This is a genomic window from Pseudomonas sp. NPDC012596, assembly GCF_042902325.1.
In the GTDB taxonomy this organism is placed as follows: domain Bacteria; phylum Pseudomonadota; class Gammaproteobacteria; order Pseudomonadales; family Pseudomonadaceae; genus Aquipseudomonas.
In genome coordinates, this window is the sequence record NZ_JBIBEB010000020.1 from 30,908 (window position 1) to 54,640 (window position 23,733).

27 protein-coding genes and 1 tRNA gene are annotated in these 23,733 nt (G+C 62.9%); 14 read left to right on the forward strand and 14 right to left on the reverse strand.

Features of this window, described 5'->3' with window-relative positions; all coding sequences use genetic code 11:
* The first annotated feature begins 194 nt into the window (after positions 1–194).
* Positions 195–1,337, forward strand: a complete 1,143-nt coding sequence (locus tag ACFY68_RS21525; protein WP_387531503.1) for a GNAT family N-acetyltransferase — start codon at positions 195–197, stop codon at positions 1,335–1,337.
* A gap of 48 nt (positions 1,338–1,385) precedes the next feature.
* Here ACFY68_RS21525 and ACFY68_RS21530 read toward each other — a convergent pair whose 3' ends face one another.
* Positions 1,386–2,576 carry a benzoate/H(+) symporter BenE family transporter gene (locus tag ACFY68_RS21530; protein ID WP_387531506.1) on the reverse strand — a complete coding sequence of 397 codons (1,191 nt, stop codon included), beginning with the start codon at positions 2,574–2,576 and terminating at the stop codon, positions 1,386–1,388.
* A 144-nt stretch (positions 2,577–2,720) separates the two neighbouring features.
* Here ACFY68_RS21530 and ACFY68_RS21535 point away from each other — a divergent pair, with 144 nt between their 5' ends.
* Positions 2,721–3,323 carry a glutathione S-transferase family protein gene (locus ACFY68_RS21535; RefSeq protein ID WP_387531509.1) on the forward strand — a complete coding sequence of 201 codons (603 nt, stop codon included), beginning with the start codon at positions 2,721–2,723 and terminating at the stop codon, positions 3,321–3,323.
* 124 nt (positions 3,324–3,447) lie between these two features.
* Here the strand turns inward: ACFY68_RS21535 and ACFY68_RS21540 are convergent, their stop codons facing one another.
* The 5 genes from ACFY68_RS21540 to ACFY68_RS21560 all read right to left on the reverse strand — a co-directional run bounded on the left by ACFY68_RS21540 (position 3,448) and on the right by ACFY68_RS21560 (position 6,125).
* Complete coding sequence (locus ACFY68_RS21540) at positions 3,448–3,819, reverse strand: glutathione S-transferase N-terminal domain-containing protein (RefSeq protein WP_346614969.1); 372 nt, start codon at positions 3,817–3,819, stop codon at positions 3,448–3,450.
* Between the two features lie 58 nt (positions 3,820–3,877).
* The gene (gene folE, locus ACFY68_RS21545) at positions 3,878–4,423 is read right to left on the reverse strand and encodes a GTP cyclohydrolase I FolE (RefSeq protein WP_346614970.1); all 546 of its coding nucleotides are present in this window, start codon (positions 4,421–4,423) and stop codon (positions 3,878–3,880) included.
* Positions 4,424–4,492: 69 nt separating this feature from the next.
* Positions 4,493–5,053 (reverse strand): Smr/MutS family protein, encoded by a 561-nt coding sequence (locus ACFY68_RS21550; RefSeq protein ID WP_387531512.1) that lies wholly within the window; start codon positions 5,051–5,053, stop codon positions 4,493–4,495.
* A gap of 71 nt (positions 5,054–5,124) precedes the next feature.
* Positions 5,125–5,445, reverse strand: coding sequence for a hypothetical protein (locus ACFY68_RS21555; RefSeq protein WP_346614972.1), 321 nt, complete (start codon positions 5,443–5,445; stop codon positions 5,125–5,127).
* Between the two features lie 89 nt (positions 5,446–5,534).
* Positions 5,535–6,125, reverse strand: a complete 591-nt coding sequence (locus ACFY68_RS21560; protein ID WP_346614973.1) for a cysteine hydrolase family protein — start codon at positions 6,123–6,125, stop codon at positions 5,535–5,537.
* Positions 6,126–6,304: 179 nt separating this feature from the next.
* Between ACFY68_RS21560 and prmB the strand changes: the two genes are divergently transcribed.
* A complete protein-coding gene (prmB, locus tag ACFY68_RS21565) occupies positions 6,305–7,213 on the forward strand; it encodes a 50S ribosomal protein L3 N(5)-glutamine methyltransferase (protein WP_346614974.1) in 909 nt (302 codons plus the stop codon).
* A gap of 36 nt (positions 7,214–7,249) precedes the next feature.
* On the opposite strand, the gene ACFY68_RS21570 is transcribed toward prmB, so the two are convergent.
* Complete coding sequence (locus tag ACFY68_RS21570) at positions 7,250–8,038, reverse strand: hypothetical protein (protein WP_387531517.1); 789 nt, start codon at positions 8,036–8,038, stop codon at positions 7,250–7,252.
* 81 nt (positions 8,039–8,119) lie between these two features.
* The gene (locus ACFY68_RS21575; RefSeq protein WP_346614976.1) at positions 8,120–9,082 is read right to left on the reverse strand and encodes an alpha/beta fold hydrolase; all 963 of its coding nucleotides are present in this window, start codon (positions 9,080–9,082) and stop codon (positions 8,120–8,122) included.
* A 143-nt stretch (positions 9,083–9,225) separates the two neighbouring features.
* On the opposite strand from ACFY68_RS21575, the gene aroC reads away from it, so the two are divergent.
* From aroC to ACFY68_RS21590, 3 genes are all read left to right on the forward strand, one after another.
* Positions 9,226–10,317 (forward strand): chorismate synthase, encoded by a 1,092-nt coding sequence (gene aroC / locus ACFY68_RS21580; protein WP_387531520.1) that lies wholly within the window; start codon positions 9,226–9,228, stop codon positions 10,315–10,317.
* A 121-nt stretch (positions 10,318–10,438) separates the two neighbouring features.
* The gene (locus ACFY68_RS21585; protein ID WP_387531523.1) at positions 10,439–11,593 is read left to right on the forward strand and encodes an MFS transporter; all 1,155 of its coding nucleotides are present in this window, start codon (positions 10,439–10,441) and stop codon (positions 11,591–11,593) included.
* A complete protein-coding gene (locus ACFY68_RS21590) occupies positions 11,593–12,129 on the forward strand; it encodes an oxidase (protein WP_387531526.1) in 537 nt (178 codons plus the stop codon). The genes ACFY68_RS21585 and ACFY68_RS21590 overlap by 1 nt, the downstream gene beginning before the upstream one ends.
* A gap of 120 nt (positions 12,130–12,249) precedes the next feature.
* Here ACFY68_RS21590 and ACFY68_RS21595 read toward each other — a convergent pair whose 3' ends face one another.
* Positions 12,250–12,522 carry a DUF3509 domain-containing protein gene (locus tag ACFY68_RS21595; RefSeq protein WP_346614980.1) on the reverse strand — a complete coding sequence of 91 codons (273 nt, stop codon included), beginning with the start codon at positions 12,520–12,522 and terminating at the stop codon, positions 12,250–12,252.
* A gap of 268 nt (positions 12,523–12,790) precedes the next feature.
* Here ACFY68_RS21595 and ACFY68_RS21600 point away from each other — a divergent pair, with 268 nt between their 5' ends.
* Together ACFY68_RS21600 and ACFY68_RS21605 are read left to right on the forward strand one after the other, a co-directional pair.
* Positions 12,791–13,315 (forward strand): ankyrin repeat domain-containing protein, encoded by a 525-nt coding sequence (locus ACFY68_RS21600; protein ID WP_387531530.1) that lies wholly within the window; start codon positions 12,791–12,793, stop codon positions 13,313–13,315.
* Positions 13,316–13,374: 59 nt separating this feature from the next.
* Positions 13,375–13,905, forward strand: a complete 531-nt coding sequence (locus ACFY68_RS21605; RefSeq protein WP_387531533.1) for a hypothetical protein — start codon at positions 13,375–13,377, stop codon at positions 13,903–13,905.
* Between the two features lie 131 nt (positions 13,906–14,036).
* Here the strand turns inward: ACFY68_RS21605 and ACFY68_RS21610 are convergent, their stop codons facing one another.
* Positions 14,037–14,975, reverse strand: a complete 939-nt coding sequence (locus tag ACFY68_RS21610; RefSeq protein WP_387531536.1) for a ZIP family metal transporter — start codon at positions 14,973–14,975, stop codon at positions 14,037–14,039.
* A gap of 126 nt (positions 14,976–15,101) precedes the next feature.
* On the opposite strand from ACFY68_RS21610, the gene ACFY68_RS21615 reads away from it, so the two are divergent.
* From ACFY68_RS21615 to ACFY68_RS21630, 4 genes are all read left to right on the forward strand, one after another.
* Positions 15,102–15,296, forward strand: coding sequence for a PLD nuclease N-terminal domain-containing protein (locus ACFY68_RS21615; protein WP_346614984.1), 195 nt, complete (start codon positions 15,102–15,104; stop codon positions 15,294–15,296).
* 149 nt (positions 15,297–15,445) lie between these two features.
* Positions 15,446–17,500, forward strand: a complete 2,055-nt coding sequence (locus ACFY68_RS21620; RefSeq protein ID WP_387531539.1) for an LTA synthase family protein — start codon at positions 15,446–15,448, stop codon at positions 17,498–17,500.
* A 190-nt stretch (positions 17,501–17,690) separates the two neighbouring features.
* Positions 17,691–17,927 (forward strand): hypothetical protein, encoded by a 237-nt coding sequence (locus tag ACFY68_RS21625; protein WP_387531542.1) that lies wholly within the window; start codon positions 17,691–17,693, stop codon positions 17,925–17,927.
* Positions 17,928–18,102: 175 nt separating this feature from the next.
* Positions 18,103–18,432: a ribonuclease E inhibitor RraB gene (locus tag ACFY68_RS21630; protein ID WP_346614987.1), complete on the forward strand. Its 330-nt coding sequence runs from the start codon at positions 18,103–18,105 to the stop codon at positions 18,430–18,432.
* Positions 18,433–18,548: 116 nt separating this feature from the next.
* Here the strand turns inward: ACFY68_RS21630 and ACFY68_RS21635 are convergent, their stop codons facing one another.
* A complete protein-coding gene (locus tag ACFY68_RS21635; protein WP_387531545.1) occupies positions 18,549–19,349 on the reverse strand; it encodes a c-type cytochrome in 801 nt (266 codons plus the stop codon).
* 526 nt (positions 19,350–19,875) lie between these two features.
* Here ACFY68_RS21635 and ACFY68_RS21640 point away from each other — a divergent pair.
* Complete coding sequence (locus ACFY68_RS21640; RefSeq protein WP_387531548.1) at positions 19,876–20,610, forward strand: amidotransferase; 735 nt, start codon at positions 19,876–19,878, stop codon at positions 20,608–20,610.
* Between the two features lie 91 nt (positions 20,611–20,701).
* On the opposite strand, the gene ACFY68_RS21645 is transcribed toward ACFY68_RS21640, so the two are convergent.
* The 3 genes from ACFY68_RS21645 to ACFY68_RS21655 all read right to left on the reverse strand — a co-directional run bounded on the left by ACFY68_RS21645 (position 20,702) and on the right by ACFY68_RS21655 (position 23,312).
* Positions 20,702–21,673 (reverse strand): magnesium and cobalt transport protein CorA, encoded by a 972-nt coding sequence (locus tag ACFY68_RS21645; protein ID WP_387531550.1) that lies wholly within the window; start codon positions 21,671–21,673, stop codon positions 20,702–20,704.
* 63 nt (positions 21,674–21,736) lie between these two features.
* A complete protein-coding gene (locus ACFY68_RS21650) occupies positions 21,737–22,456 on the reverse strand; it encodes a lysophospholipid acyltransferase family protein (protein WP_387531553.1) in 720 nt (239 codons plus the stop codon).
* 166 nt (positions 22,457–22,622) lie between these two features.
* Positions 22,623–23,312 carry a crotonase/enoyl-CoA hydratase family protein gene (locus ACFY68_RS21655; protein WP_387531556.1) on the reverse strand — a complete coding sequence of 230 codons (690 nt, stop codon included), beginning with the start codon at positions 23,310–23,312 and terminating at the stop codon, positions 22,623–22,625.
* A gap of 290 nt (positions 23,313–23,602) precedes the next feature.
* Between ACFY68_RS21655 and ACFY68_RS21660 the strand changes: the two genes are divergently transcribed.
* Positions 23,603–23,692: transfer RNA gene (locus tag ACFY68_RS21660), tRNA-Ser, on the forward strand.
* Positions 23,693–23,733: the final 41 nt, after the last annotated feature.

The following is a 23,733-nucleotide window of genomic DNA, read 5'->3' on the forward strand; positions in this document are numbered from 1 at the left end:
TTGGCATGTCTTCGGAAAGGGCCTGAATAGACAGGTTCTGGGGTTCCGGAAAACAGGCGCAAGTATTGCGGGGGCCAATGACAGATTAATGTCTAATTAGTGGCACTGCGGTTAAGTAATTGAGAATAAAAGGATCAGCCAGGCATTCGTCATTTGAGTGGGCGGCTGTTATTCCTGATACTGGTGCCTTCAGCATGCGAGTCGAAACCGTGACCAGCCTCTACAGCCTTGCCCATCTGCGTGACCTGCCCGCGGCGACTTGGGACGCCCTGGTGCCTGCCGGCCAGCCCTTCCTGCGCCATGCGTTCCTGAGCGCCATGGAAGACAGCGGCAGTGTTGCACCGGCCAACGGCTGGGCCGCCGAGCACCTGGTGCTGGAGTGTGACGGGCAAGTGCGGGCGCTGTTGCCGGCCTACCGCAAGTGGCATTCGTACGGTGAATACGTGTTCGACCATGGCTGGGCCGATGCCTGCGAACGCGCGGGTATCGCCTATTACCCCAAGCTGCTCGGCGCAGTGCCGTTCAGCCCGGTCAGTGGCCCGCGGCTGCTCGCGGCCGACCCCGCCGACGGCTTGCTCGTGCTCCAGGCCCTGCCCGAGTACCTCGGGAAGGCCGGGCTTTCCGGGGCGCACATCAATTTCACCGACCAAGCGCTGGATACCCAACTTGCCGGCCTGCCCGGCTGGATGGAGCGCCTGGGCTGCCAGTACCACTGGCGCAACCGAAACTACCGGGACTTCCAGGACTTTCTCGACAGCCTGAGTTCACGCAAGCGCAAGCAGATGCGCAAGGAGCGTGAGCAGGTGGCAGGGCAGGGCATCGAGTTTCGCTGGTACCGCGGCGATGAGCTGGATGAAGCTCAATGGGATTTTGTCTACCTGTGTTATGCCAACACCTATGCCGTACGCAGGCGCTCGCCGTACCTGACCCGCGAATTCTTCAGCCTCCTGGCCGAGCGCATGCCCGAGGCGCTGCGGGTGGTCATGGCCCGGCAGGGTGGGCGCGATGTTGCCATGGCCCTTAGCCTGGTGGGTGGCGACAGCCTGTTCGGTCGGTATTGGGGCTGCCTGGACGAGTTTGACCGGCTGCACTTCGAAACCTGTTTCTACCAAGGCATGGACTTTGCCATCGCCGAAGGGCTGCAGCGTTTCGATGCCGGGGCGCAGGGCGAGCATAAGCTGATTCGTGGCTTCGAGCCGGTGCTGACGCGGTCGTGGCACTACTTGCTGCACCCCGGATTGCGCCGGGCGGTGGAGGACTTCCTGCAGCAGGAGCGGGTGGGCGTACAAGGGTATGCCGAGCAGGCCCGGGAGATGCTGCCTTACCGCCGGGAGTGACCACCCGGCATTATCGCGGGGCTGCCCCCGCGATAATGCTGCGCGTATTCAGGCCTTGCGCGGGTTGAGGATCAGCAAGGTCAGCACCCCCGCGACAATCCCCCAGAACGCCGAACCAATCGAAAACAGGGTGAAACCCGACGCCGTCACCATGAAAGTGATCAGCGCCGCCTCGCGTTCACGCGCCTCGGCCATGGCCACGGTCAGGCCGTTCATGATCGAGCCGAACAGCGCCAAGGCTGCAATCGACAGCACCAGCTCCTTCGGCAGCGCGGCGAACAAAGCCGCCAGCGTGGCGCCGAACACCCCGGCAATGCCGTAGAAGATCCCGCACCACACTGCAGCGGTGTAACGCTTGCTTGGGTCTTCATGGGCATGTGGCCCGGTGCAGATAGCCGCGCTGATCGCTGCCAGGTTGACCCCATGGGAGCCGAACGGCGCCAGCAGGAGTGAGGCAAAACCGGTCGCCGAAATCAGTGGGGAGGCCGGCACCTGGTAACCGTCGGCGCGCAGCACGGCAACGCCGGGCATGTTCTGCGAGGTCATGGCCACCACGAACAATGGGATGCCGATGCTGATGGTGGCGGCCAGCGAGAAGCTGGGCGTGGTCCACACCGGTGTGGCCATTTCCAGCTTGAAGCTGCTGAAGTCCAGCAGGCCAAGGGCGCCGGACAGCGCCGTACCCACCAGCAGCGCAGCCAGCACGCAGTAGCGCGGCGACAGGCGCTTGACCAGCAAGTAGCTGAAGAACATGCCCAGTACCAGCAACGTGCGGTGCTGGGCGGCGACGAAGATTTCGCTGCCGATCTTGAACAGGATGCCGGCGAGCAATGCCGAGGCCAGCGAGGCAGGGATGCGTTTGACCAGGCGCTCGAAGCTGCCGGTCAGGCCGCAGATGAGCACCAGCAACGCACAGGTGATATAGGCGCCGATGGCTTCGCCGTAGCTCACCCCGCCCAGGCTCGTGATCAACAGCGCAGCGCCAGGCGTCGACCAGGCGACGGTAATGGGGGTGCGGTAGCGCAGCGACAGGCCGATGCTGCAGACCGCCATGCCGATCGACAGGGCCCAGATCCACGAAGAAATCTGTGCCGTGGTCAGGCCTGCGGCCTGGCCGGCCTGGAACATCAGCACCAACGAGCTGGTGTAGCCGGTGAGCATGGCGATGAAGCCGGCGACCACCGCCGACGGGGAGCTGTCTGCCAGGGGCCGCAGGCGTGCGGAGGTGGCATCGGTCATGGGGTAAGTCCTTGTCCATGTGTAAGCAGTTTTTTCAGACTAACGCGGGCAACCTTGATCTTTGCCATACAGCAGGCATTGCTTTTAGCCGTACAGTCGCCAACTATTGGGCACGTTTGCACAACTGCATGGGAGGGAGGGGCGATGTACAAGGTCTATGGCGATTACCAGTCGGGCAACTGCTACAAGGTCAAGCTGATGCTGAGCTTGCTAGACCGCCCGTATGAATGGCACCCGGTGAACATCCTCAAGGGCGAGACCGAAACGCCCGAATTCCTGGCCATGAACCCTAACGGCAAGGTACCGGTGCTCAAGCTCGAGGACGGTACCTGCCTGTGGGAATCCAACGCCATCCTCAACTTCCTCGCCGATGGCAGCGAATACCTGCCCAGCGAGCCGCGCCTGCGTACCCAGGTGCTGCAGTGGCAGTTCTTCGAGCAGTACAGCCATGAGCCTTACATTGCCGTTGCACGGTTCATCCAGTTTTACCTGGGCTTGCCGGATGAGCGGGTTGAGGAATACCGCAAGCTGCACAAGGGTGGTTACAAGGCGCTGAGGGTGATGGAGCGGCAGCTGCAGATGACGCCGTACCTGGTGGGGGATCAGTATTCGATTGCCGATGTGGCGCTTTACGCGTACACCCACGTGGCGCATCAGGGTGGGTTCGACCTGGCCGAATACCCTGGGGTCAGGGCTTGGCTGGAGAGGGTGGCCAGCCATCCGCGACATGTGCCGATGGTTGACTGAGCCTGAACCGGCCTCTTCGCGGGGCAAGCCCGCTCCCACAGGTTTCTCACTGACCCTGGGAGCAGTTGAGTTCCTGTGGGAGCGGGCTTGTCCCGCGAAGGGGCCGGTGATGATGAAGCTGTTATCAGGCCGAGGCGAACCGCTTGTCCAGGTAGGCGATGATGGCCTTGGACTCGTACATCCAGGTCACCTCGCCTTGCTCCTCGATACGCAGGCACGGCACTTTGACCCGGCCGCCACCTTCGAGCAGGGCCTGGCGATGCTGCGCATCGTTCTTGGCATCACGCAGCGCCACCGGCACGTTCAGGCGGTGCAGCGTCCGGCGGGTTTTCACGCAGAACGGGCAAGCATGGAACTGGTACAGCGCGAGGCCTTTGGCCTCTTGTTCGACGCGCGCCTGGGCCGTGGCGTCGCGCTTGCGCTTGGCCGGGCGGCTGATCCAGTCGCCGAACACGATGAGCTGGCCGAGGCCGACCCGCAGGGCTTTGACGATCATGGGCAACTCCTGAAAAGAAAAAGCCGACCCACAGGGTCGGCTCGGGGTCACTCGCCGATCATTTGATCAGGCTGAGGAACTCGCTGCGGGTGGCGGCGTTCTCGCGGAACTCACCGAGCATCACCGACGTGAGCATGGTCGAGTTCTGCTTCTCTACACCGCGCATCATCATGCACATGTGCTTGGCTTCGATGACCACCGCCACACCTGCGGCGCCGGTGACCTGCTGTACGGCGTCGGCGATCTGGCGGCTGAGGTTTTCCTGGATCTGCAGGCGGCGGGCGTACATGTCGACGATCCGCGCGACCTTCGACAGGCCCAACACTTTGCCCTTGGGCAGGTAGGCGACGTGGGCCTTGCCGATGAACGGCAGCATGTGGTGTTCGCACATCGAATACAGCTCGATGTCCCGGACCAGCACCATTTCGCTGTTATCGGAGGTGAACAGCGCGCCGTTGGTCACTTCTTCCAGCGTCTGCTCATAACCGCGGCAAAGGTACTTCATGGCCTTTGCAGCCCGCTTGGGCGTGTCGAGCAGGCCCTCACGGGAGACGTCCTCGCCGATCTGGCTGAGGATCTCGGTGTAGTTCTGTTCCAGGGACATGTATCTACCTGTGGGAAAAATCGCAAAAACGAAGGGTACGGCGGCAAAGCCCGCGCTGCAAGCGTGGCGTTACTCGTCGCGGCCTTCCATCATGGTTCGTTTGAGCATCACGTACACCGCCCCGGTGCCGCCGTGGCGGGCCTGGCAGGAGGCGAAACCGAGCACTTGCGGGTGCTGGCGCAACCAGGTGTTGACGTGGCTCTTGATCATCGGGCGCTTGCCATCAAGGCGCGCGGCCTTGCCGTGGGTAACGCGTACGCAGCGCACTTCCAGCTTGTTGGCTTCGGCAATGAAGGCCCAGAGGGTCTCGCGGGCCTTCTCTACGCTCATGCCGTGCAGGTCGAGGCTGCCCTCGAAGGCGATCTGGCCGAGCTTGAGCTTGCGCAGCTGGCTTTCCTGCACGCCGTCGCGGCGCCACATCAGCTCGTCTTCGGCACCCACGTCGATGACAAATTGGTCGGACAGGCCGTCAATCACCAGCGCTTGATCGCTGCGCACGGTCGCCGCCTGGCGCAGGCCGGCCAGCTGCTTGCGGTCGGCCTTGGGTTTGCCGACCTCGGCACGGTCGTGCTTGATCGGCTTGACGCCGCGCACCTCGGCGGTGAACAGGGAAAAATCGTCGTCTTGCATGATGCCTCCACGTGGGCGGCGTAGTTTACGCGATCAGCCCAATGGCGTCAGCACCGCCCCTTGAGGACCCTTCAGTCGTGCTTCTTCATCAGGTGCGGCGACAGGTTCAACTCCCGCCCCCGACGCAGGCGTATGCGGCTGCGCCGCCAGAAGCGCACGCCCAGGTACAGCAGCAGCAACCCGACCACGGTCAGGGTGCCGGCAAGCGGGCGGTTGGCATTGAGTTCGGCCAGGGCCGGGTAATTACCGAGCAGCCCGGCAAATCCGGCCATCGCCAGCAACACGCCGAACGTGGCCAGCAACGCCGACAGGCCGGCGGCCAGGCGGGCACCCCAGTTGCGCGGTTCGCGCTGGCGCAGGCGCTTGGCGTCGAAACTGCCTTTGAGCTTCATTCCGATTTCCTCTGTGGACATCCGGAATTCGACCAGTGGCCCGCCCTTGGGTTCCGCCCGGCTGCCGGGCGGTCGTCAGTTCAACGGCCTCAGATCAGGCTGTTGGTCGGGGCGACACAGGCGAAGTTATCGGCCATCACGGCCATTTCGCACGCGTGGATCTGCGCGGCAGGGATCACTCGATCCTTCAAGGCCAGGTCACGGGTGGCCGAGGCGTCTTCCACCAGGGTGCAACGATAACCATAGTCCTTGGCCCGGCGCACGGTAGTGCTGACGCTGGAATGGCTCATGAAACCGCAGACGATCAAGTCCAGGTGACCGAGCTCCTGCAGGGTTTCGTGCAGCTTGGTGTTCTTGAAGGCATTGGGCATGCGCTTTTCGATGATGATTTCACCGTCGCGTGGCTCCAGCCCCGGGATGAATTCACCGGCAGCGCCCTGCGGGTCGAAACGACCGCCGACAGTGCCGAGGTGGCGAACGTGGATGATCGGACGGCCGGCCTTGCGGGCGGCGTCGAGCAACCTGGCGATGTTGGCCACGGCCTCGTCCATGCCCGACAGCGCAAGCGGACCACTCAGGTACTCTTTTTGCGCATCGATGACGATCAGGCTGGCTTGGCTCAGCTTGGCCGGCGGGTAGTCGCGGCCAGTGAGGCGGAACATCGTGGTTGGAACGGACATCAATGGCTCCTTGGAAGGGCTTTTGTATACCTATTCTCCCTTGCCTTGGCGCCAATGGGAATGGTTGACATCGCATCCAGCGTAGTTACTGGCCTGTGGCTACCCGCAGGGCGATCCGCGGCAACAAATGTGCGGTGTGGGCTGTTAGACTTTTGTACGGTCTGAATTAGGAGTACCCCGTGATCACATCTCGTCTGCGCACGCTGCGCGACCATATCCGCTGGGCGGTCAGCCGCTTCCACGAGCACGAGCTGTTTTTCGGCCACGGTGCCGACAATGCCTGGGATGAAGCCCGCCTGTTGGTGCTGGGCGCCGTGCATCTGCCATGGGAGGTAGCCGACAGCTACCTGGACTGCCAGCTCGAGGACGACGAGCGCGTACGCCTGCAGCACCTGCTCAAGCGCCGCATCGAAGACCGCGTGCCGACCGCCTACCTGCTGGGCGAGGCGTGGTTCTGCGGCATGTCGTTCATCGTCGACGAACGCGTGCTGGTACCCCGTTCGCCGATCGGCGAGCTGATCGAAAAGCGCTTCGAGCCCTGGTTGGCCAACGAGCCGGCGCGCATCCTCGACCTGTGCACGGGCTCCGGCTGCATCGGGATCGTCGCTGCCGAGGTGTTCCCGCAGGCCGAGGTGGTGTTGGCCGACCTGTCCTTCGAAGCGCTTGAAGTGGCCAACCAGAACATCGAGCGCCATGGCCTCGACGAGCGCGTGTTCACCGTCCAGGGTGACGGTTTTGCCGGCCTGCCGGGGCAGCGTTTCGACCTGATCCTGTCCAACCCGCCGTATGTCGATGCCGAGGATTTCGGCGACATGCCGGCCGAGTATCACCACGAGCCGGAGATGGGCCTGGCCTGTGGCAACGATGGCCTGGACCTGGTGCGGCGCATGCTCGCCGAGGCGGCCGAGCACCTGACCGACAAGGGCTTGCTGATCGTCGAGGTGGGCAACAGCCAGGTGCATGTCGAGGCGCTGTACCCTGAAGTCGACTTTGCCTGGCTTGAGTTCGAGCGCGGCGGGCACGGCGTGTTCATGCTGACGGCGGAGCAATGCCGGCAGCACCAGGAGCTGTTCAAGGCGCGGGTCTGATTCGGGGGCTTGGGGCCGCCATGCGGCCCCGGGTTGCTAGCGGGTGGCAATCCAGATCAGCAGCCCCGCCTGGAACACCGCAAACGCCACCAGGCAGGTGATGGTAAAGCGTAACCCGCCGTCTTCGCGCCGGTACTTGGCCACCCGCTCATCGCGCTCGCGCAGTTGTGCTTCCTTCTCCAGCAGGTTCTGCTCGGCCTGCTGCAGCATGCCGGCGGCATCGAGGATGCCAACCCGTTGCACCTTCTCGCTGTTCCAGCCAGCCTTGAGCTGGCCGACCGTGGTCTCGACCGTGCGGCCTTTCAGGTGCTGCGGGTCGGCGTACTCGACTTCGATGCCAGTGGCGCCGATGAACCGGTCGCGGCGCAGGCGCGTGTCTTCGTTCAACGCATCCTTGTTCGGCAGCGCCATCCCCTCGACTCGGTAGTGCGACCACTTGCGCTGCAGCCACTGCACGGCCTGGGCCATCATGAAGCGGCCAAGGCCGCGGTTCAGGGGTTCCAGTTGCAGGCCGTTTTCGCTGCCAATGCTGACCAGCCGTTCGGCGTGATCGACACGCACATCAAGCAGGTTCTGCTCCTTGCGCACGTTCTGCCCTGGCAGGCGGATCTCCATGCGCAACAGGCTGTGCGCCTTGTCATGCCGTTCGGCATGGCCGAACTCGACGAAGCGCAGCGGCCGCGCGCCGCTGTTGCGGTCGGTAGGCAGCGGCGCCAGGCGCAGCAACTGGAAATGTTCGACAGCAAGGTCGGCCCACGGCAGCGCGGCGCTGTCCGTGGCTTGCGGCTCTTCGGCCGGCTCTACGGCGGCGGGGGCATCGGTCATCAAGGCGGTCTCAAATACTGGCCAATACCGAGCTTATCGGCCGTATCGGCCAGGACCTGAGGCCATTGTGCGGCGAGCGCCTTACGCCGAGGGTAGCTGGTGAATGAACGTCACCACGCGCTCACCCAGCTCTCGGGCCAGTGGCAATTCCGGGTTGAGGTAGCTGTCGCGTTGCTGGCTCATGGCCTTGGGGCTGATGCGCAGCACATGGTTCATGCCGTCGATCAGCACCAACTGCGCATCGGGCTTCGCTGCCTTGAGGCGCTCGGCGTCGGCCACGTCCACCTGGATGTCGTTGCGGCCCTGGACGATCAGCGCGGGCATGGGCAGGCGGGCGAAGGCTTGAGCCGGGTCCTGCTGAAACAGCGAAATGAGGTAGGGCTGCACGCTGGGGCGGAACACCTGGCGCAGAGGCGCCGGAACGTCCAGGGTGGTCTGCCCGGCCTGCAGGCGGTCGAGCAGGGCGCTGCTGCGGGCCAGCTGTGCGGGTGGCATGCGCCGTGCCAGTTGTTCGCGCAACACGTCTGCCATAGGCCTGCCACTGCCGGCCAGGGTGATCACCGCACTGGCGCCGGCCTGCTCGGCGGCCAGGCTGGCGATCAAGGCGCCTTCGCTGTGGCCGACCAGGATCAGCGGGCCGAAGCGTGGGTCGGCCTTGAGCTTGCGGCTCCAGGCCACGACATCGGCGACGTAGCGTTCGACACTGAGGTTGCGTTCATCGGGGGTGGCCGGCTGGCTGGCGGCCACCCCGCGTTTGTCGTAACGCACGCTGGCGATGTGCTCGTTGGCCAGCAGCAGGGCCAGGCGCTTGAGGTTGTCGATACGCCCCGAGGCCGGGTTGTTGCCATCGCGGTCGGTGGGGCCGGAGCCGGCGATGATCAACACCACCGGCGGCGGGGTGGCCTGTTGCGGCAACAGCAGGCTGCCATGCAGCACGCCCTGGCCGGTGTCGAGGTCGATGGGGCGTTGCAGCACGGTGGGTGCGGCGGCCTGGGCAAGGCCGGTGAACAGCAGGAACAGCAAAGCGACGAAGCGCGACATCATTGGGGTACTTCGTGGGGAGATGGCAGTTTGACCCAATGTCTGCGGGAAGGTTCGGCGAAGGGGCCGGTGCAGACGACCATTCCTGATGAAATTTTCCGTATACTGGCCGCCTCGTTCACCTCAGGCAGACTCGCGGAGCGTCCATGTCCGGCAATACCTACGGCAAGCTGTTCACTGTCACCACCGCTGGCGAAAGCCATGGCCCGGCGTTGGTCGCCATTGTCGATGGCTGCCCTCCGGGCCTGGAAATCTCGCTCGCCGACCTGCAGCACGACCTCGACCGGCGCAAGCCCGGCACCAGCCGGCACACCACCCAGCGCCAGGAAGCCGACGAAGTGGAGATCCTCTCCGGCGTGTTCGAAGGCCGCACCACCGGTTGCTCGATCGGCCTGTTGATTCGCAACACCGACCAGAAGTCCAAGGACTATTCGGCAATCAAGGACCTGTTCCGCCCGGCCCACGCCGACTACACCTACCACCACAAGTATGGTGAGCGCGACTACCGCGGCGGCGGGCGCAGCTCGGCGCGCGAGACTGCCATGCGCGTGGCCGCTGGCGCCATCGCCAAGAAGTACCTGGCCACCCAGGGTATCCGGGTGCGCGGCTACATGAGCCAGCTGGGCCCGATCGAAATCCCGTTCAAGAGCTGGGATTCGGTAGAGGAAAACGCCTTCTTCAGCCCTGACCCCTCCAAGGTGCCAGAGCTTGAGGCCTACATGGACCAACTGCGCCGTGACCAGGACTCGGTCGGCGCGAAGATCACCGTCGTCGCCGAGGGCGTAATGCCGGGCCTGGGCGAACCGATCTTCGACCGCCTCGACGCGGAGCTTGCACATGCGCTGATGAGCATCAACGCGGTCAAGGGCGTGGAAATCGGCGCGGGCTTCGCCAGCATCGCCCAGCGCGGCACCGAACACCGCGACGAAATGACCCCGGAAGGCTTCCTCAGCAACAATGCGGGCGGCATTCTGGGAGGCATCAGCTCGGGCCAGCCGATCGTTGCCCACCTTGCGCTCAAGCCAACCTCCAGCATTACCGTGCCGGGCCGCTCCATTGACGTCGACGGCAACCCGGTCGAAGTGATCACCAAGGGCCGTCATGACCCTTGCGTGGGTATCCGCGCCACGCCGATTGCCGAGGCGATGATGGCCATCGTGCTGATGGATCACCTGCTGCGTCACCGTGGGCAGAATGCGGATGTGAAGGTCGGTACTCCGGTGCTTCGCCAGCTTTGAATCGTCTGTACCGGCCTCATCGCGGGTAAACCCGCTCCTACAGGGATCGCGTCGCCCTTGTAGGAGCGGGCTTGCCCGCGAAGGGCCGGTCCAGGCAACAACCCTCCTGGCGGAGCCCCCCATGTCCTCGATCCCTTACTGGCGCCTGTCCAGCTTCTATCTCTTCTATTTCGCCCTGTTGGGCTCGACGGCCCCATTCCTCGCTCTGTACTTCGACCACCTCGGCTTCCCCCCGGCGCGCATCGGCGAGCTGGTGGCGATCCCCATGCTGATGCGCTGCATCGCCCCCAACCTGTGGGGCTGGCTGGGTGACCGCAGTGGCCAGCGGCTGCTGATCGTACGCCTGGGCGCTCTGTGTACCCTGGCCACCTTCTCGCTGATCTTCTTCGGCAAGAGCTATGCCTGGCTCGCGCTGGTGATGGCCTTGCACGCGTTCTTCTGGCACGCGGTGCTACCGCAATTCGAGGTCATCACCCTGGCCCACCTGCACGGCCAGACCGGGCGCTACAGCCAGGTGCGGCTCTGGGGCTCGATCGGTTTCATCCTGGCCGTGGTCGGGTTGGGCCGCCTGTTCGAGTGGTTGAGCCTGGACATCTACCCGGTTGCCCTGGTGACCATCATGGCCGGCATCGTCGCCGCCAGCCTCTGGGTGCCCAACGCCCAGCCAGTGGAACAGGGCGAGCACCGCCAGGCGGGGGGCTTCCTGCGCCAGTTGATGGCACCTGGGGTGGTGGCCTTTTACATTTGCGTGGCCCTGATGCAACTCAGCCACGGGCCGTACTACACCTTCCTCACCTTGCACCTGGAACACCTGGGCTACAGCCGCGGCGCGATTGGCCTGTTTTGGGCGCTGGGGGTGGTGGCCGAGGTGCTGATGTTCATGGCCATGAGCCGGATCTTCACGCGGTTCAGCGTGCAGCAGGTGCTGTTGGTGAGCTTTCTGCTGGCGGCACTGCGCTGGCTGCTGTTGGGTAACCTGGCGGATCACCCGGGCGTGCTGATCTTCGCTCAGTTGTTGCATGCGGCCACGTTCGGCTGCTTCCATGCCGCCTCCATCGCGTTCGTCCAGGCCACCTTCGGCGCTCGCCAGCAAGGTCAGGGCCAGGCCTTGTACGCTGCGCTGTCGGGTACCGGTGGTGCGCTGGGTGCCTTGTATTCAGGCTATAGCTGGAAATTGCTGGGCCCGACCTTCACCTTTGGTATGGCCAGCGCCGCAGCGCTGGCGGCAGCCGTTATCATTGCCACCCGTTCGAAACCGACCAGGACCCGCCGCTGATGAGCATCCTCTGTGTTTTCCACCCGTCCAGCCCGGCCTTGCCGAACAAGGTGCTGACCCACCACGACGATATCGCCGCCACCTTGGCCGAGCAGGGCGTGCGTTTCACCCACACCCCGCTGGCGCTGCGGGTGCGCCCTGGCAGTGCTCAGGAAGAAGTGCTGGATACGTGCCGTGAATACCTCGACCAACTGATGACCGCCCAGGGCAGCAAAGCCTTCAGCGTGCTCAACCGCGACGGTGCCGAGCCTTCGGCTGTCGACATGCGCGATGAGCATGTGCATGACGCTGATGAGGTGTTGGCCGTGGTGACAGGCCGCGTACAAGTCGGGCTGCGCTTGGGCGAGTATGTGTATGCGGTGCTGTGTGAGAAGGGGGATCAGTTGGTGATACCGGCAGGCAGCCCGCGCTGGCTGGACCTGGGGGACAATCCGTTCTGCCTGGCCTTGCGTGTATTCGCCAACGAGAGAGGCGCACTCGCGACGTTTACCGGTGATGCAACGGCTCGGCTGTACGCAGGGATGGACGAGTTTTAGTGTCCGCTCCGGCCCCACGTGGGCCAACCCCCTGCCGCTACAGGTACCCCGCCATCCCTATGGGCAATGCAGTACCTGTGGCAGCGGGCTCGCCCACGTGCAGGCCGGTGCAGACAAACCTTAGCGATAGGTCGGCAGGGCAAACCGCTGCTGGCTCTGCAACATGGTGATCACCGGCAGCTCACTGGCCTGCTCGGCCAGGTCACGGCGAATCGCGCTGATCGCCCAGGACAGCTGCTCGGCGCTATGCAGTTGCCCGTAGGTCAACACGCGGCGGGTGACCTTGCCGTCAGCGGCGCGCAGGGTCAGCAGGACACCGCCATCTGGGCGAGGCTGGGTGGTGACCTGGTAGGCCGAGAACACCGAGACGAACTTTTCCTGGATGAGGTCCATATCAACTCCTGACTGAATGTGTGGGCAGACGTGAGTTGATGGTTGCAGTGACCGTGCCAATCCTGATGTTCTGTAAAAGTCCTTTTAAATCAGTGGTTTGTAATAATTTTCAAGAGGGGTTACCGTGCAGGCTGCATGGTCGTGCATTTTGCACAATGCAATTTGCACGAGGCGGGCAATGCCTATCAGCCTCATAGAATCTGAACCTTTGACCCGCTAAGCAGGCCTGACAAACAATTAGGCAATCTTTTCTGCCAGGAGGTTCAAGATGTCCGACCAACCCGCTCCCGCCGCCATGACCGATGAAGAAACCGCAGCGTTTGCCGAGCAGGTTTTCGAGCGGGCCCGCCAAGGCGATTGGCAAATGCTCGAGCGCCTTTTGGCCAGTGGGTTGCCGGCCAACCTGCGCAACCACAAGGGCGATACCTTGCTGATGCTGGCCAGTTACCACGGCCACCACCAGGCGGTATCCGTGCTGCTTGCCCATGGGGCCGACCCCTTGCTCGCCAATGACAACGGCCAGTTGCCAATCGCCGGCGCCGCGTTCAAGGGCGACCTGGCGATGATCCGCCTGCTGCTGGAAAACGGCGTGCCGGTGGATGCCGCAGCACAGGACGGGCGTACTGCGCTGATGCTGGCGGCCATGTTCAACCGCAGTGAGATCCTCGAGTACCTGCTGGCTGCAGGGGCCGACCCGGCACGCCAGGATGCGCGCGGCGCCACCGCACTGATGGCGGCGCAAACCATGGGGGCTGCGGACACCGCTGCACGCCTGCAGGCGCTGGCCGGCTAACCGTCGGGGGGCGTTTGCGGCTATCCTAGGCGACTTTTCACCCGCCGCAGGCCCCCTTCATGAAAAACCAGTTGCTCGAATTCATCAGCCTCATCGCCGCCGGCTGCATGCGCGATGAAGACATCGAGCGCATTGCCGACGAAGCCGCCCAGGCCTACGCCGACCCCGCCACCTTCCTTGCCGCCAACCCGGACATCAACTACGACGACAGCTTCCCGATCCCGCTGGGCGAGTGGGTTGTGCTTGGCAGCCTGCCGGACACCGTGGTGTTCCAGGCCGACAGCTATCAGGACCTGTTCCAGCAGATCAGTGACTCGTTCGACAAGAGCGTGCCGTTCAACCTCAAGCCCAAGCAGCTGGCGCGTACCGAGCCGCTGACGGCGTTGAATCGCATTCAGGTGCAGATGGGCGCCTTGAACAAAGAGGCCGGCGGTTATGTGCTGCTCAACTTCAGCCAGTTGCTCGACGACGAGCTGCAGGTGGTGATGGTGGGCCAGAACGACCTGGCGCGCGTGCTGGAGTTGGGCAGCGAGCTGGGGATCAAGGTTGAGCCGGCCCTGGAGGCCTTGAAGGTCGCAGTTCACGTCTGAAGTCAGGTTGTCAGCACTGGCCCTATCGCCGGCAAGCCGGCTCCCACGCCGACCCCACCGAACCTGAGGACGGTGATACCCCAGTGGGAGCCGGCTTGCCGGCGATAGGGCCAGTGCAGCCACTGTACCAATCAGCTCAGCGCCGTATCCAGGAACATCATCACCGCAAACCCGCCCATCAGGCCCAGGGTCGCCGACGTCTGGTGACCATTACGGTGGGTTTCGGGAATCACCTCGTGGGACACCACGAAGATCATCGCTCCCGCCGCCAGCCCCATGCTGATCGGGTAGGCCAGCGCAAAACCAGTGGAAATCCCCAAGCCGATCACCGCGCCCAGCGGTTCCATCAGCCCCGAACCGACTGCCACCAGCGCTGCTTTTAAATTCGACAACCCGGTTGCACGCAAGGCCAGGGCCACGGCCAGGCCTTCGGGGATGTCCTGAATGGCAATGGCACTGGTCAGCGGCAGGCCGATGTTCATGTCACCGTTGGCGAAGCTCACCCCAATCGCCATGCCCTCGGGCAGGTTGTGCAGGGTGATCGCCAGCACGAACAGCCACACCCGGCTAATGCGTTCCGCCTCGGGGCCGCACGGGCCCGTGCTTTCATGTTCGTGCGGGGTGAAGCGGTCCAGGCCGAGCATCAGCAGCACGCCCAGGGCCATGCCCAGCACCACGGTAAAGGCCGCAGCCGGGCCACTGCCGGTGATCTCGCGGGCCGCATCCAGGCCCGGCAGTATCAACGAGAACGAACTGGCGGCAAGCATCATGCCGGCAGCAAAGCCCAGCATTACATCCTGGCTGCGCGCGCTGACATCCCGCAGCACTACCGCCAGCACCGCGCCCAGCGCCGTGGCGCCAAAGCCGGACAAACCGCCCAGCAGCGCCAGGTGCAGGTTGTCGGCATGGTCGCCATTGATGGCGTTCCAGAAGCTTGCCGCCAGCAGCACGATCACCGCCAGCAGGCTGACCCCAAGGCCCGCGCTGAGCCATGGGGTGTTCACCACCTGTTGCCGCCAGGCGCTCAGCAAAGAGGGTTGGGCAGCGCTTTGGGTATGGGCTGGGGGCATGCGAACCTCGAATCGATGAATAACTGCAGTTTATCCAGTGACCTGTGGGGCAGGCCAAGGATTCCCTTCTATCGACGTGATAGCTGGCTATGCTGTGCAGCATGCACCTTCAACGGGAGTTTGGGCATGGGTTCCACTTTCAACGGCCTGGTTGGCCTGATCATTCTGGCCCTGGACATCTGGGCAATCCTCAATGTGATCAAGAGTGGCAGGGAGGTCGGGGTCAAGGTGCTGTGGATTCTGCTGATCGCCTTGCTGCCGGTGATCGGGCTGGTGATCTGGGCGATCGCAGGGCCCAGGGGGAATGTGCGGATCGGGTAGGGGCACTTTGCTGGCACGGACAAAATCAGCAACAGCCCCGTGACAAAATTTTCACATTGGTTTAAACAGAATCCGCACCCGCACAATGCTGCGTTGGTCTAGCGCCGGCGCCATCCCCGCAAACACGCAATCCTAGGATCTCCCCATTCATGGCTAACACGGATGCCTTGAAGCAACAGGGCGCGCGAGCTTTTTCGCCGACCTTGAAATCGCACCTGGCCTACACGCTGCTAAGCGGCCTGGTGATCATGTTGATGCTCAGCCTGGTTCGCCTGGCACTGCTGGTCTACAACAGCGACATGATCGGCGACACCCCTTACTCGACGGTCGCAGAGGGCTTCCTCAACGGTTTGCGCTTCGACCTGCGGGTGGTGGTGTACCTGAGCATTCCGCTGCTGCTGGCCATCCTGAGCCCTTGGGCCATGGCCCAGCGCGGCCTGTTCCGCTTCTGGCTGACCATCACCTCGAGCGTGGTGATGTTCCTCGGCCTGATGGAAATGGACTTCTACCGCGAGTTCCACCAACGCCTCAACGGCCTGGTCTTCCAGTACATCAAGGAAGACCCGAAAACCGTAATGAGCATGCTCTGGTACGGCTTCCCGGTAGTCCGCTACCTGCTGGCGTGGCTGTTCGGCACCTGGCTGCTGAGCCTGCTGTTCAAGGGCATCGACCGCCTGACCCGTGGTAATGGGCTGCAGCACGTGGCGCCGTGGTACAACCGCCTGGCGGTGTTCATGGTGATTCTGCTGGTGGCCGTGGTTGCCGCCCGTGGCACCTTGCGCCAAGGCCCGCCGATGCGTTGGGGTGATGCCTTCACCACCGATTCCAACTTCGTCAACCAACTGGGCCTGAACGGTACCCTGACCCTGATCGATGCCGCGAAGAGCCGCTTCGGCGAAGACCGCGCCAACATCTGGAAGCCGGTATTGGAGCAGAACCTCGCCACGCAGACCGTGCGTGAGCAGCTGCTGACCCCGCACGACACCCTGGTTGACGCAGACGAGGCCGCCATCCGCCGTGACTTCGTGCCGCCGGCCGAGCGTACCCTGCCGATCAAGAACGTCGTGGTGATCCTCATGGAGAGCTTCGCCGGCCATTCGGTAGGCGCACTGGGCAGCCCGAACAACATCACCCCGTACTTCGACAAGCTGGCAAAAGAAGGGCTGTTGTTCGACCGCTTCTTCTCCAACGGCACGCATACCCACCAGGGCATGTTCGCCACCATGGCCTGCTTCCCCAACCTGCCAGGTTTCGAATACCTGATGCAGACCCCGGAAGGCGGCCACAAGCTGTCCGGCCTGCCAGCGCTGCTCAGCGCCCGTGACTACGATGATGTGTACGTCTACAACGGCGATTTTGCCTGGGACAACCAGTCCGGGTTCTTCGGCAACCAGGGCATGACCACCTTCATCGGCCGTAACGACTTCGTCAACCCGGTGTTCTCCGACCCAACCTGGGGCGTGTCCGACCAGGACATGTTCGACCGTGGTAACGAGGAGCTGGCCAAGCACGATGGCAAGAAGCCGATCTACGCACTGCTGCAGACGCTGTCCAACCACACGCCGTATGCACTGCCCAAGGACCTGCCGGTAGAGAAGGTCACCGGCCAGGGCCGCCTGGACGAGCACCTCACCGCCATGCGCTATTCCGACTGGGCGCTGGGCCAGTTCTTCGAGAAGGCGCGCAAGGAGCCGTACTTCAAGGACACCCTGTTCGTCATCGTCGGCGACCACGGTTTCGGCAACCACCAGCAGGTCACCGAACTCGACCTGGGTCGCTTCAACGTGCCACTGCTGCTGATTGCCCCGGGTATCCAGGAGAAGTTCGGTGCGCTCAACCACACTGTCGGTACCCAGGTCGACATCGTCCCGACCATCATGGGCCGGCTCGGTGGCCAGGCGCGCCACCAGTGCTGGGGCCGCGACCTGCTCAACCTGCCTGAGGGCGACCAAGGCGTGGGCATGATCAAACCGTCGGGCAGCGAGCAGATCGTGGGCTTGGTGCAGGGTGACCGCATCCTCATCGAGTCCAAGGACATGACCCCGCGCATGTACCGCTACCAGCTGGGCAGCGAGTTCAAGGCCGAGCTGATCGAAAGCCCGGACCAGCCGCAGATGCTCAAGCAGCTCGAGGCCTACATCCAGACGGCGACCAAGAGCCTGCTGGACAACACGGCGGGTGTGGTGCACGGCACACCTAAGTAACTGAACCCATCGCCGGCAAGCCGGCTCCCCCAGGTAGGCCACTGAACCAACGAACAGTGGGGCCCTGTGAGAGCCGGCTTGCCGGCGATGAGCCCACCACTGGCTGCAACTGACTGAACAAATCCCTCCGCCCACGGTCAAGCATTTACAGGCATCACACCCGATGTTCTCTGCTTGAGAGGGCTATTCGATGAAAGAGTGGGAAGTCATTTTTGCTGACCAGAAAGGCGAGCCAACCACGCTGGTACTGCTCGGTGAGCAGTGCCCTAGCGAGGAGGAAGCGGCCCGCGCCATTCGTTCGCATCTATTCCCCGTCATGGACGAGTTGGACCTCAACGACTTCCAGGACCGCGCCCCGTCGCCCACTGCACGCTGGCTCAAAGAGCAGAACGGCGTGATCATCACCCGCATTCAAGAAGCTTCCTGACCCGCAAGTTGGCGTGGTGCCCTTGCAGGCACTACGCTGCAGGGAGGTGTTGGCCTGTTCTGCGGGGCTGCACCTGTTCCATTCGCGTCTTGCATCAGCTCGATCTGCCCGGCCATGCCGGCGGGTGCGTAGTGCACGGAAAGTCTATCCATTGCGTTATTCGGGAGGACGATTCATGAGCAGCCACGACGATATCAGCAGCAATGTCCTGCGCCAGATGAAAGCAGGCGGTTTTGACTTCAGCCAGATCCATCCCATCGAGTTCTACGCGGTATTTCCAGATGAAGCCGGCGCGCGAAGAGCGGCCGGGCAGTTTCGCGGCGAGTCACTCAATGCTCAGGTGCGTGAACGGGATGATGGTGCGTGGCACCTGGAACTGAGCAAGATCATGTATGCCACCTACGGTGGTATCGGTGACTTTGAAGAAGCCTTCGAGCAGGTCGTTTCACCCTATGGCGGTGAAGTAGAGGGGTGGGGCGTCAAGCAAGAGCGGCCGAGGGCCTGAGCCTTTCGCGGTATCTGTTACGCCGATAAACCCGCTGTCACAGGTGCATCACCGGCCATGAGTGCTGTTGTGTGCCTGTGAGTGCGGGTTTACCCACGAAAATGGCGTCGTCATTCTCAAGGCCTGCGCCCAGCCATATGTTTCAAATAAGCCAGCAGCGCATCCAGTTCCTGCTCACTCAACACGCTTTCGGCAAAGCCAGGCATGCGCGCCTGCGGCCATTGCCGCAAGCTCTGCGGGTTGCGAATGTACTGGCGCAAGAACCCAGGCTGGAAATACTCAGTCGGGTTGTGCGGCACATTCAGGTCTGGCCCGAACTGCGCGTCCCCTGCGCCGTTTAGCCGATGGCAGGCCAGGCAGTTCTGTTGGAACAGGGCAAAGCCTTGGCGCACCGGGTCATCGGTAGCCAGCTTCGGATCGGGTAGCAGGGCGGGGAAGCGAGCCTCGACGGCGGCCAGGCGGCGGATCGTGGCGATTTGAAAGGGCCATTGCTCGGGCCGGATGCCGCTAGCCTGCGGGTCGGTCCAAACCAGGTAGAACGGCCCGGCGCTTGGCTTGCCCTTGCCCAGCGCCGGCCACGGTTTTGTCGGCTCCTCAATGGCCAGCCAGGCGCGTGCCGGGCCATCCTGCAGCAGCGGTGCTGCGGGCATTTCGGCAGCAAAGCCGTCCAGCGCGACGGCTTGCAGATGGTCATCCGCTTTGATGCCCTGCAGCAGCGTGGCCAATGGGACGGCGCGATAGCGCATGGGCCGTTTGTAGGAAACGTCCTGATCGACACTGATCTCGCGTGCCTGCGGCAGGCTCAGCAGCTGCGCGCTGTCCCACTGGCGCGACAGGCTCCCCAACTCCAGGTGCAGTTGCGCTGCCTGCAGCGGCAGGCTGAATAGAAGGGCTAGCAGGGCAAAGCAGGGGCGCATGGGCAATCTCCGACCGTCATGGCCGGCAGGTTACCTGTGCAATGCCCGTAAAGGCCACAGCCACCGTCATCCGAACAAACGTGTGAGGTTTGGCAGGATCAGCAGCAAGGTCGTGGCAAATAAAATGAGCCCAGCTTGGCGAAGTTTCGATTGTCTGAACATGGCGGACCGCCTTCTTGTTGTTATTCCTGAATACCCGTTGGCTTCCCTGTCGCGCTTCGGGTCGATCACCGTGGCGTGATTCACGCCCGTACTGCTTACCTCTTAAAATCGATATACAACCAACAGTAGGGCGAACGTTATCCATGTTTCAGAACGCTTTGTTCTAACAACTGTGATAAGCAATCGCCATCTGCTATGAGGCCATGGGCCAGCTCGCTGACACGCTCTGGCTAGACGGCTGCGGATACCCCCGTCACAACCCGACAAAATGTGACCGTTCGTCAGTGCAGCCTACTTGCTTGTACGGGTCTTTCGCGTCAGTCTCTACAGCAGATTCCCACTCATGTCGTTCAGGACTATCCCTATGTCGTTACGCATCTGCATCCTTGAAACCGATGTCCTGCGACCGGAGTTGACCGCGCAGTACCAGGGCTACGGAAGGATGTTCGAGCAGCTCTTCTCGCGGCAGCCGATCGCAGCCGAGTTTTGTGTGTACAACGTGATGAACGGCGACTATCCCGCCGATGACGAACGCTTTGACGCCTACCTGGTAACCGGTAGCAAGGCTGATTCGTTTGGCACAGACGCGTGGATCCAGACCCTCAAGGCCTACCTGCTAAAGCTCTACGAGCGTGGCGAGAAACTGTTGGGCGTCTGTTTTGGTCATCAGTTGCTGGCGTTGACGCTGGGTGGCAAGGCCGAGCGCGCCGACAAGGGCTGGGGGGTAGGCATTCACCGCTATTCACTGGCGGCGCATGCCCCCTGGATGGACCCGGAGGTTTCCGAGCTGACTCTGCTGATCAGCCATCAGGACCAAGTGACCGAGCTGCCGGAAGGCGCCACGGTGATTGCCTCGAGTGATTTCTGCCCGAATGCGGCCTACCACATTCGTGACCAGGTGCTGTGCTTCCAGGGCCACCCGGAGTTCGTCCATGATTACTCGCGGGCACTGCTCGATGCGCGCCAGGAGTACCTGGGGGATGAGGTTTACCACAAGGCAGTGGCGAGCCTGGCCACCGAGCATCAGGGCGACCTGGTCGGGGAGTGGATGATGCGTTTCGTGCAGCAACCGGCCAAGTCGAACGGTAGCGCTGCCTGAGCCTGATGGGCCGCGTTGCAGCCTGCTGACAGAGGCGCTCCTGCAGGGGCGGCTTCGCGTCGCGAAAGGGCCGCAGCGCGGCCCCGAGACTTTACAGCCAGCCCGATTTCTTGAAGCTCGCGAACAACCCCGCACAGCCCAGCCCAATCACCCCCAGCACCGCGAAGTAGCCGTAGTTCCAGCTCAGCTCAGGCATGTTCTGGAAGTTCATCCCGTAAATCCCCGCAATTGCCGTAGGGAAGGCCAGGATCGCCGCCCACGCTGCAAATTTGCGCTGCACCAGGCTTTGCCGGGAAGACTCCAGCAACATGCCGATCTCGATGGTCTGGCTGGCAATGTCGCGGATCCCGGACAAGTCTTCCATCTGCCGCGTCACGTGGATCTGCACGTCGCGAAAGTACGGGCGCATGTTCTTGTCGATGAACGGGAAGCTCAGGCGCTGCAGCTCCTCGCTCACCTCCACCATCGGTGCCACATAGCGGCGCAGGCGCAGGATGTCGCGGCGCAGGCCGTGCAGGCGACGAATGTCCTCTTCGAGCAGCGAGCCGCTGAGTACGCTCTGTTCCAGCTCCTCGATCTCGCCATGTATGGCTTCGCTGACGGGCTGGTAATTTTCCGTAACGAAGTCGAGCAAGGCATACAGCACGAAGTCTTCGCCGTGTTCCAGCAGCAGCGGCCGCGCTTCGCAGCGCTGGCGCACCAGGGCGTAGGATTTCGAGTGGCCATTGCGGCAGGTGATGATGTAGCCATTGCCGGCGAAGATGTGGGTCTCGATGAATTCCAGCTTGCCCTCATGGCGCACGGGCGAGTAGGTGACGATGAATAGCGCATCACCGAAGGTTTCAAGCTTCGGCCGGCTGTGCTTCTCCAGCGCGTCCTCGATGGCCAGTTCGTGCAGGTTGAACTGGCGCTGCAGGTTGGCCAGTTCTTCGGCGTTGGGCTCTTCCAAGCCAATCCAGACGAAATGCCCTGGCTTTTGCGCCCACTCGCTGCCTTGGTCAATGCTGATGTTGGTGACCTTTCTGCCGGCGCTGTACACCGCCGATGCCACGACTCGACCCATGGTAATCCACTTGTCCGGTTGAACACGGGTTACAGCTTGGGCTGTATAGCGTAGGAGGGCAACCTACGGCTGAGGCAACTCACCTTCCATGCGGTCGATGCACTGTTGCATCTGCCCGCGGCACTGCTCGATCAACGCCGGCAGGTCCTGCTGGGTAAGCCCGGCTGTAGCGATCGGGGGCAGCGAACGCACCACCACCATGCGCTGGCGCCAGCGGTTCAGGCTCAGGCGCCGGGCATAGCGGCTGACGCACACCGGTACGATCGGCACGCCTGCGTCGATGGCCATATGGAAGGCCCCCTTCTTGAACGCCAGCAGCTGTTGTTCGGGGTTGCGCGTGCCCTCGGGGAAGATCCAGATCGAGGTGTCGTCGCGCAGGATGCGGGTAGTCACCTGCATCGCCCTGCGCGCCTGGTAGGCGTTCTTGCGGTCGATCAGCACATTGCCGCCCAGCCAGAACAGCTGCCCGAACAGTGGGATCCAGCCCAGGCTTTTCTTGCCGATGGCGACCGTGCGTTGCGGCACCACGTGGCCGAGGATGAACAGATCGAAGTTGGACTGGTGGTTGGCGACGATCACGCAGCCGGGCGGCTGGTCCCACAGCGGGCCGACCTCGGCCTTGACCTTGATGCGCATCAGCCAGGTGGCTGGCAGGCTGTAGAGGCGGGCGAAGAGGCGGCTGTTGTCACGGTTGAACGGGCGCAGCAGCCCGATGAGCAGGCCAATGACCCCAACCAGCAGGAAGTGCAGCCCCAGCAGGAGCATGCGAAGGCAGTAAAGCATGGTATGACTCACACCAGACGGTCGCGGTGCAGTGTACGGTTGTGCACTGTGTTGGGCAAACCCTGGTGTTGTGGCTGATGGCGCTATCGCCGGCAAGCCGGCCGCATTAAGGCGCAAGCACGCTACGCCTGTAGGAGCTGGCTTGCCGGCGATGGGGCCGGTACCGTCAGCCCATATGCTCCTGATCCAGCTCGATGGCCTTGTCCAGCACATCCAGCAGCCCTTTGCGCACTTTCAACTTGGTGTTCTTGTGCGCCAGCATGTTCAGCTTCTTCAGTTCACGCGCCGCAGCCAGGGCGGTGTCCTGCAGTTGCTCGGCCGGTACCACCTTGTCGAGAAAGCCGGCCTCTACCGCACCCTGCGGGTCAAAGATCTCGGCATTGTTCACCGAGCGCTGGAAGGCCGCGCGGCTCAAGCGGTCGCGGGCCAGTTCGATACCGGCATGGTGCATGGTCATGCCGATCTGGACCTCGTTCAGGCAGATCTTGTAAGGCCCTTCGACACCGATACGGTAGTCGGCCGACAACAACAGGAAGGCCCCTTTGGCCACCGCGTTGCCCGGGCAGGCGACAATCACCGGAAACGGGTGCGAAAGCAGGCGACGGGCCAGGGTGGAACCGGCGGTGACCAGGCTGACTGCTTCCTTCGGCCCGGCCGTCATCACTTTAAGGTCGTAGCCGCCGGACAGGATGCCCGGCTGGCCAGTGATGATCACTACGGCCCGTTCGTCCTTGGCGCGATCGAGGGCGGCATTGAACGCGTCGATGACATCCGGCGAGATGGCGTTGACCTTGCCGTTGTTCAGGGTCAGGGTGGCGATGCCGTCTTCGGCATGGTAGGTAATCAGCTCGCTCATGGCAGAGTCCTTTAGGTGGCGTGACGATGACGTTACCCAGCGCCGTAGGCCAGGTAAAGCAGCAAGGCTGACTGGCCAGTCAGTAGCAGGGCTGAACGCCTTTGCGCACCGGGGTAGAGCGTTGCCAGCCCGTAAAAGCGCAGGCGAGATTGGCAGCATTGCCCTGACAACCTCGGGTTTTTATCGGTTTGGCTTAAATGCATGAAAAAACTGAAAAAAATGCTTGCCAAGGTAAAGCTCTTCCACTAAATTAGCGCGCCTCGACAGGGTGAATGCCTTGAAGAGAAAACGGTGAAGTGTCCGAGTGGTCGAAGGAGCACGCCTGGAAAGTGTGTATACGAGAAATCGTATCAAGGGTTCAAATCCCTTCTTCACCGCCACATTCTGCGAAAAGCCCCCGAACTGCAAAGTTCGGGGGCTT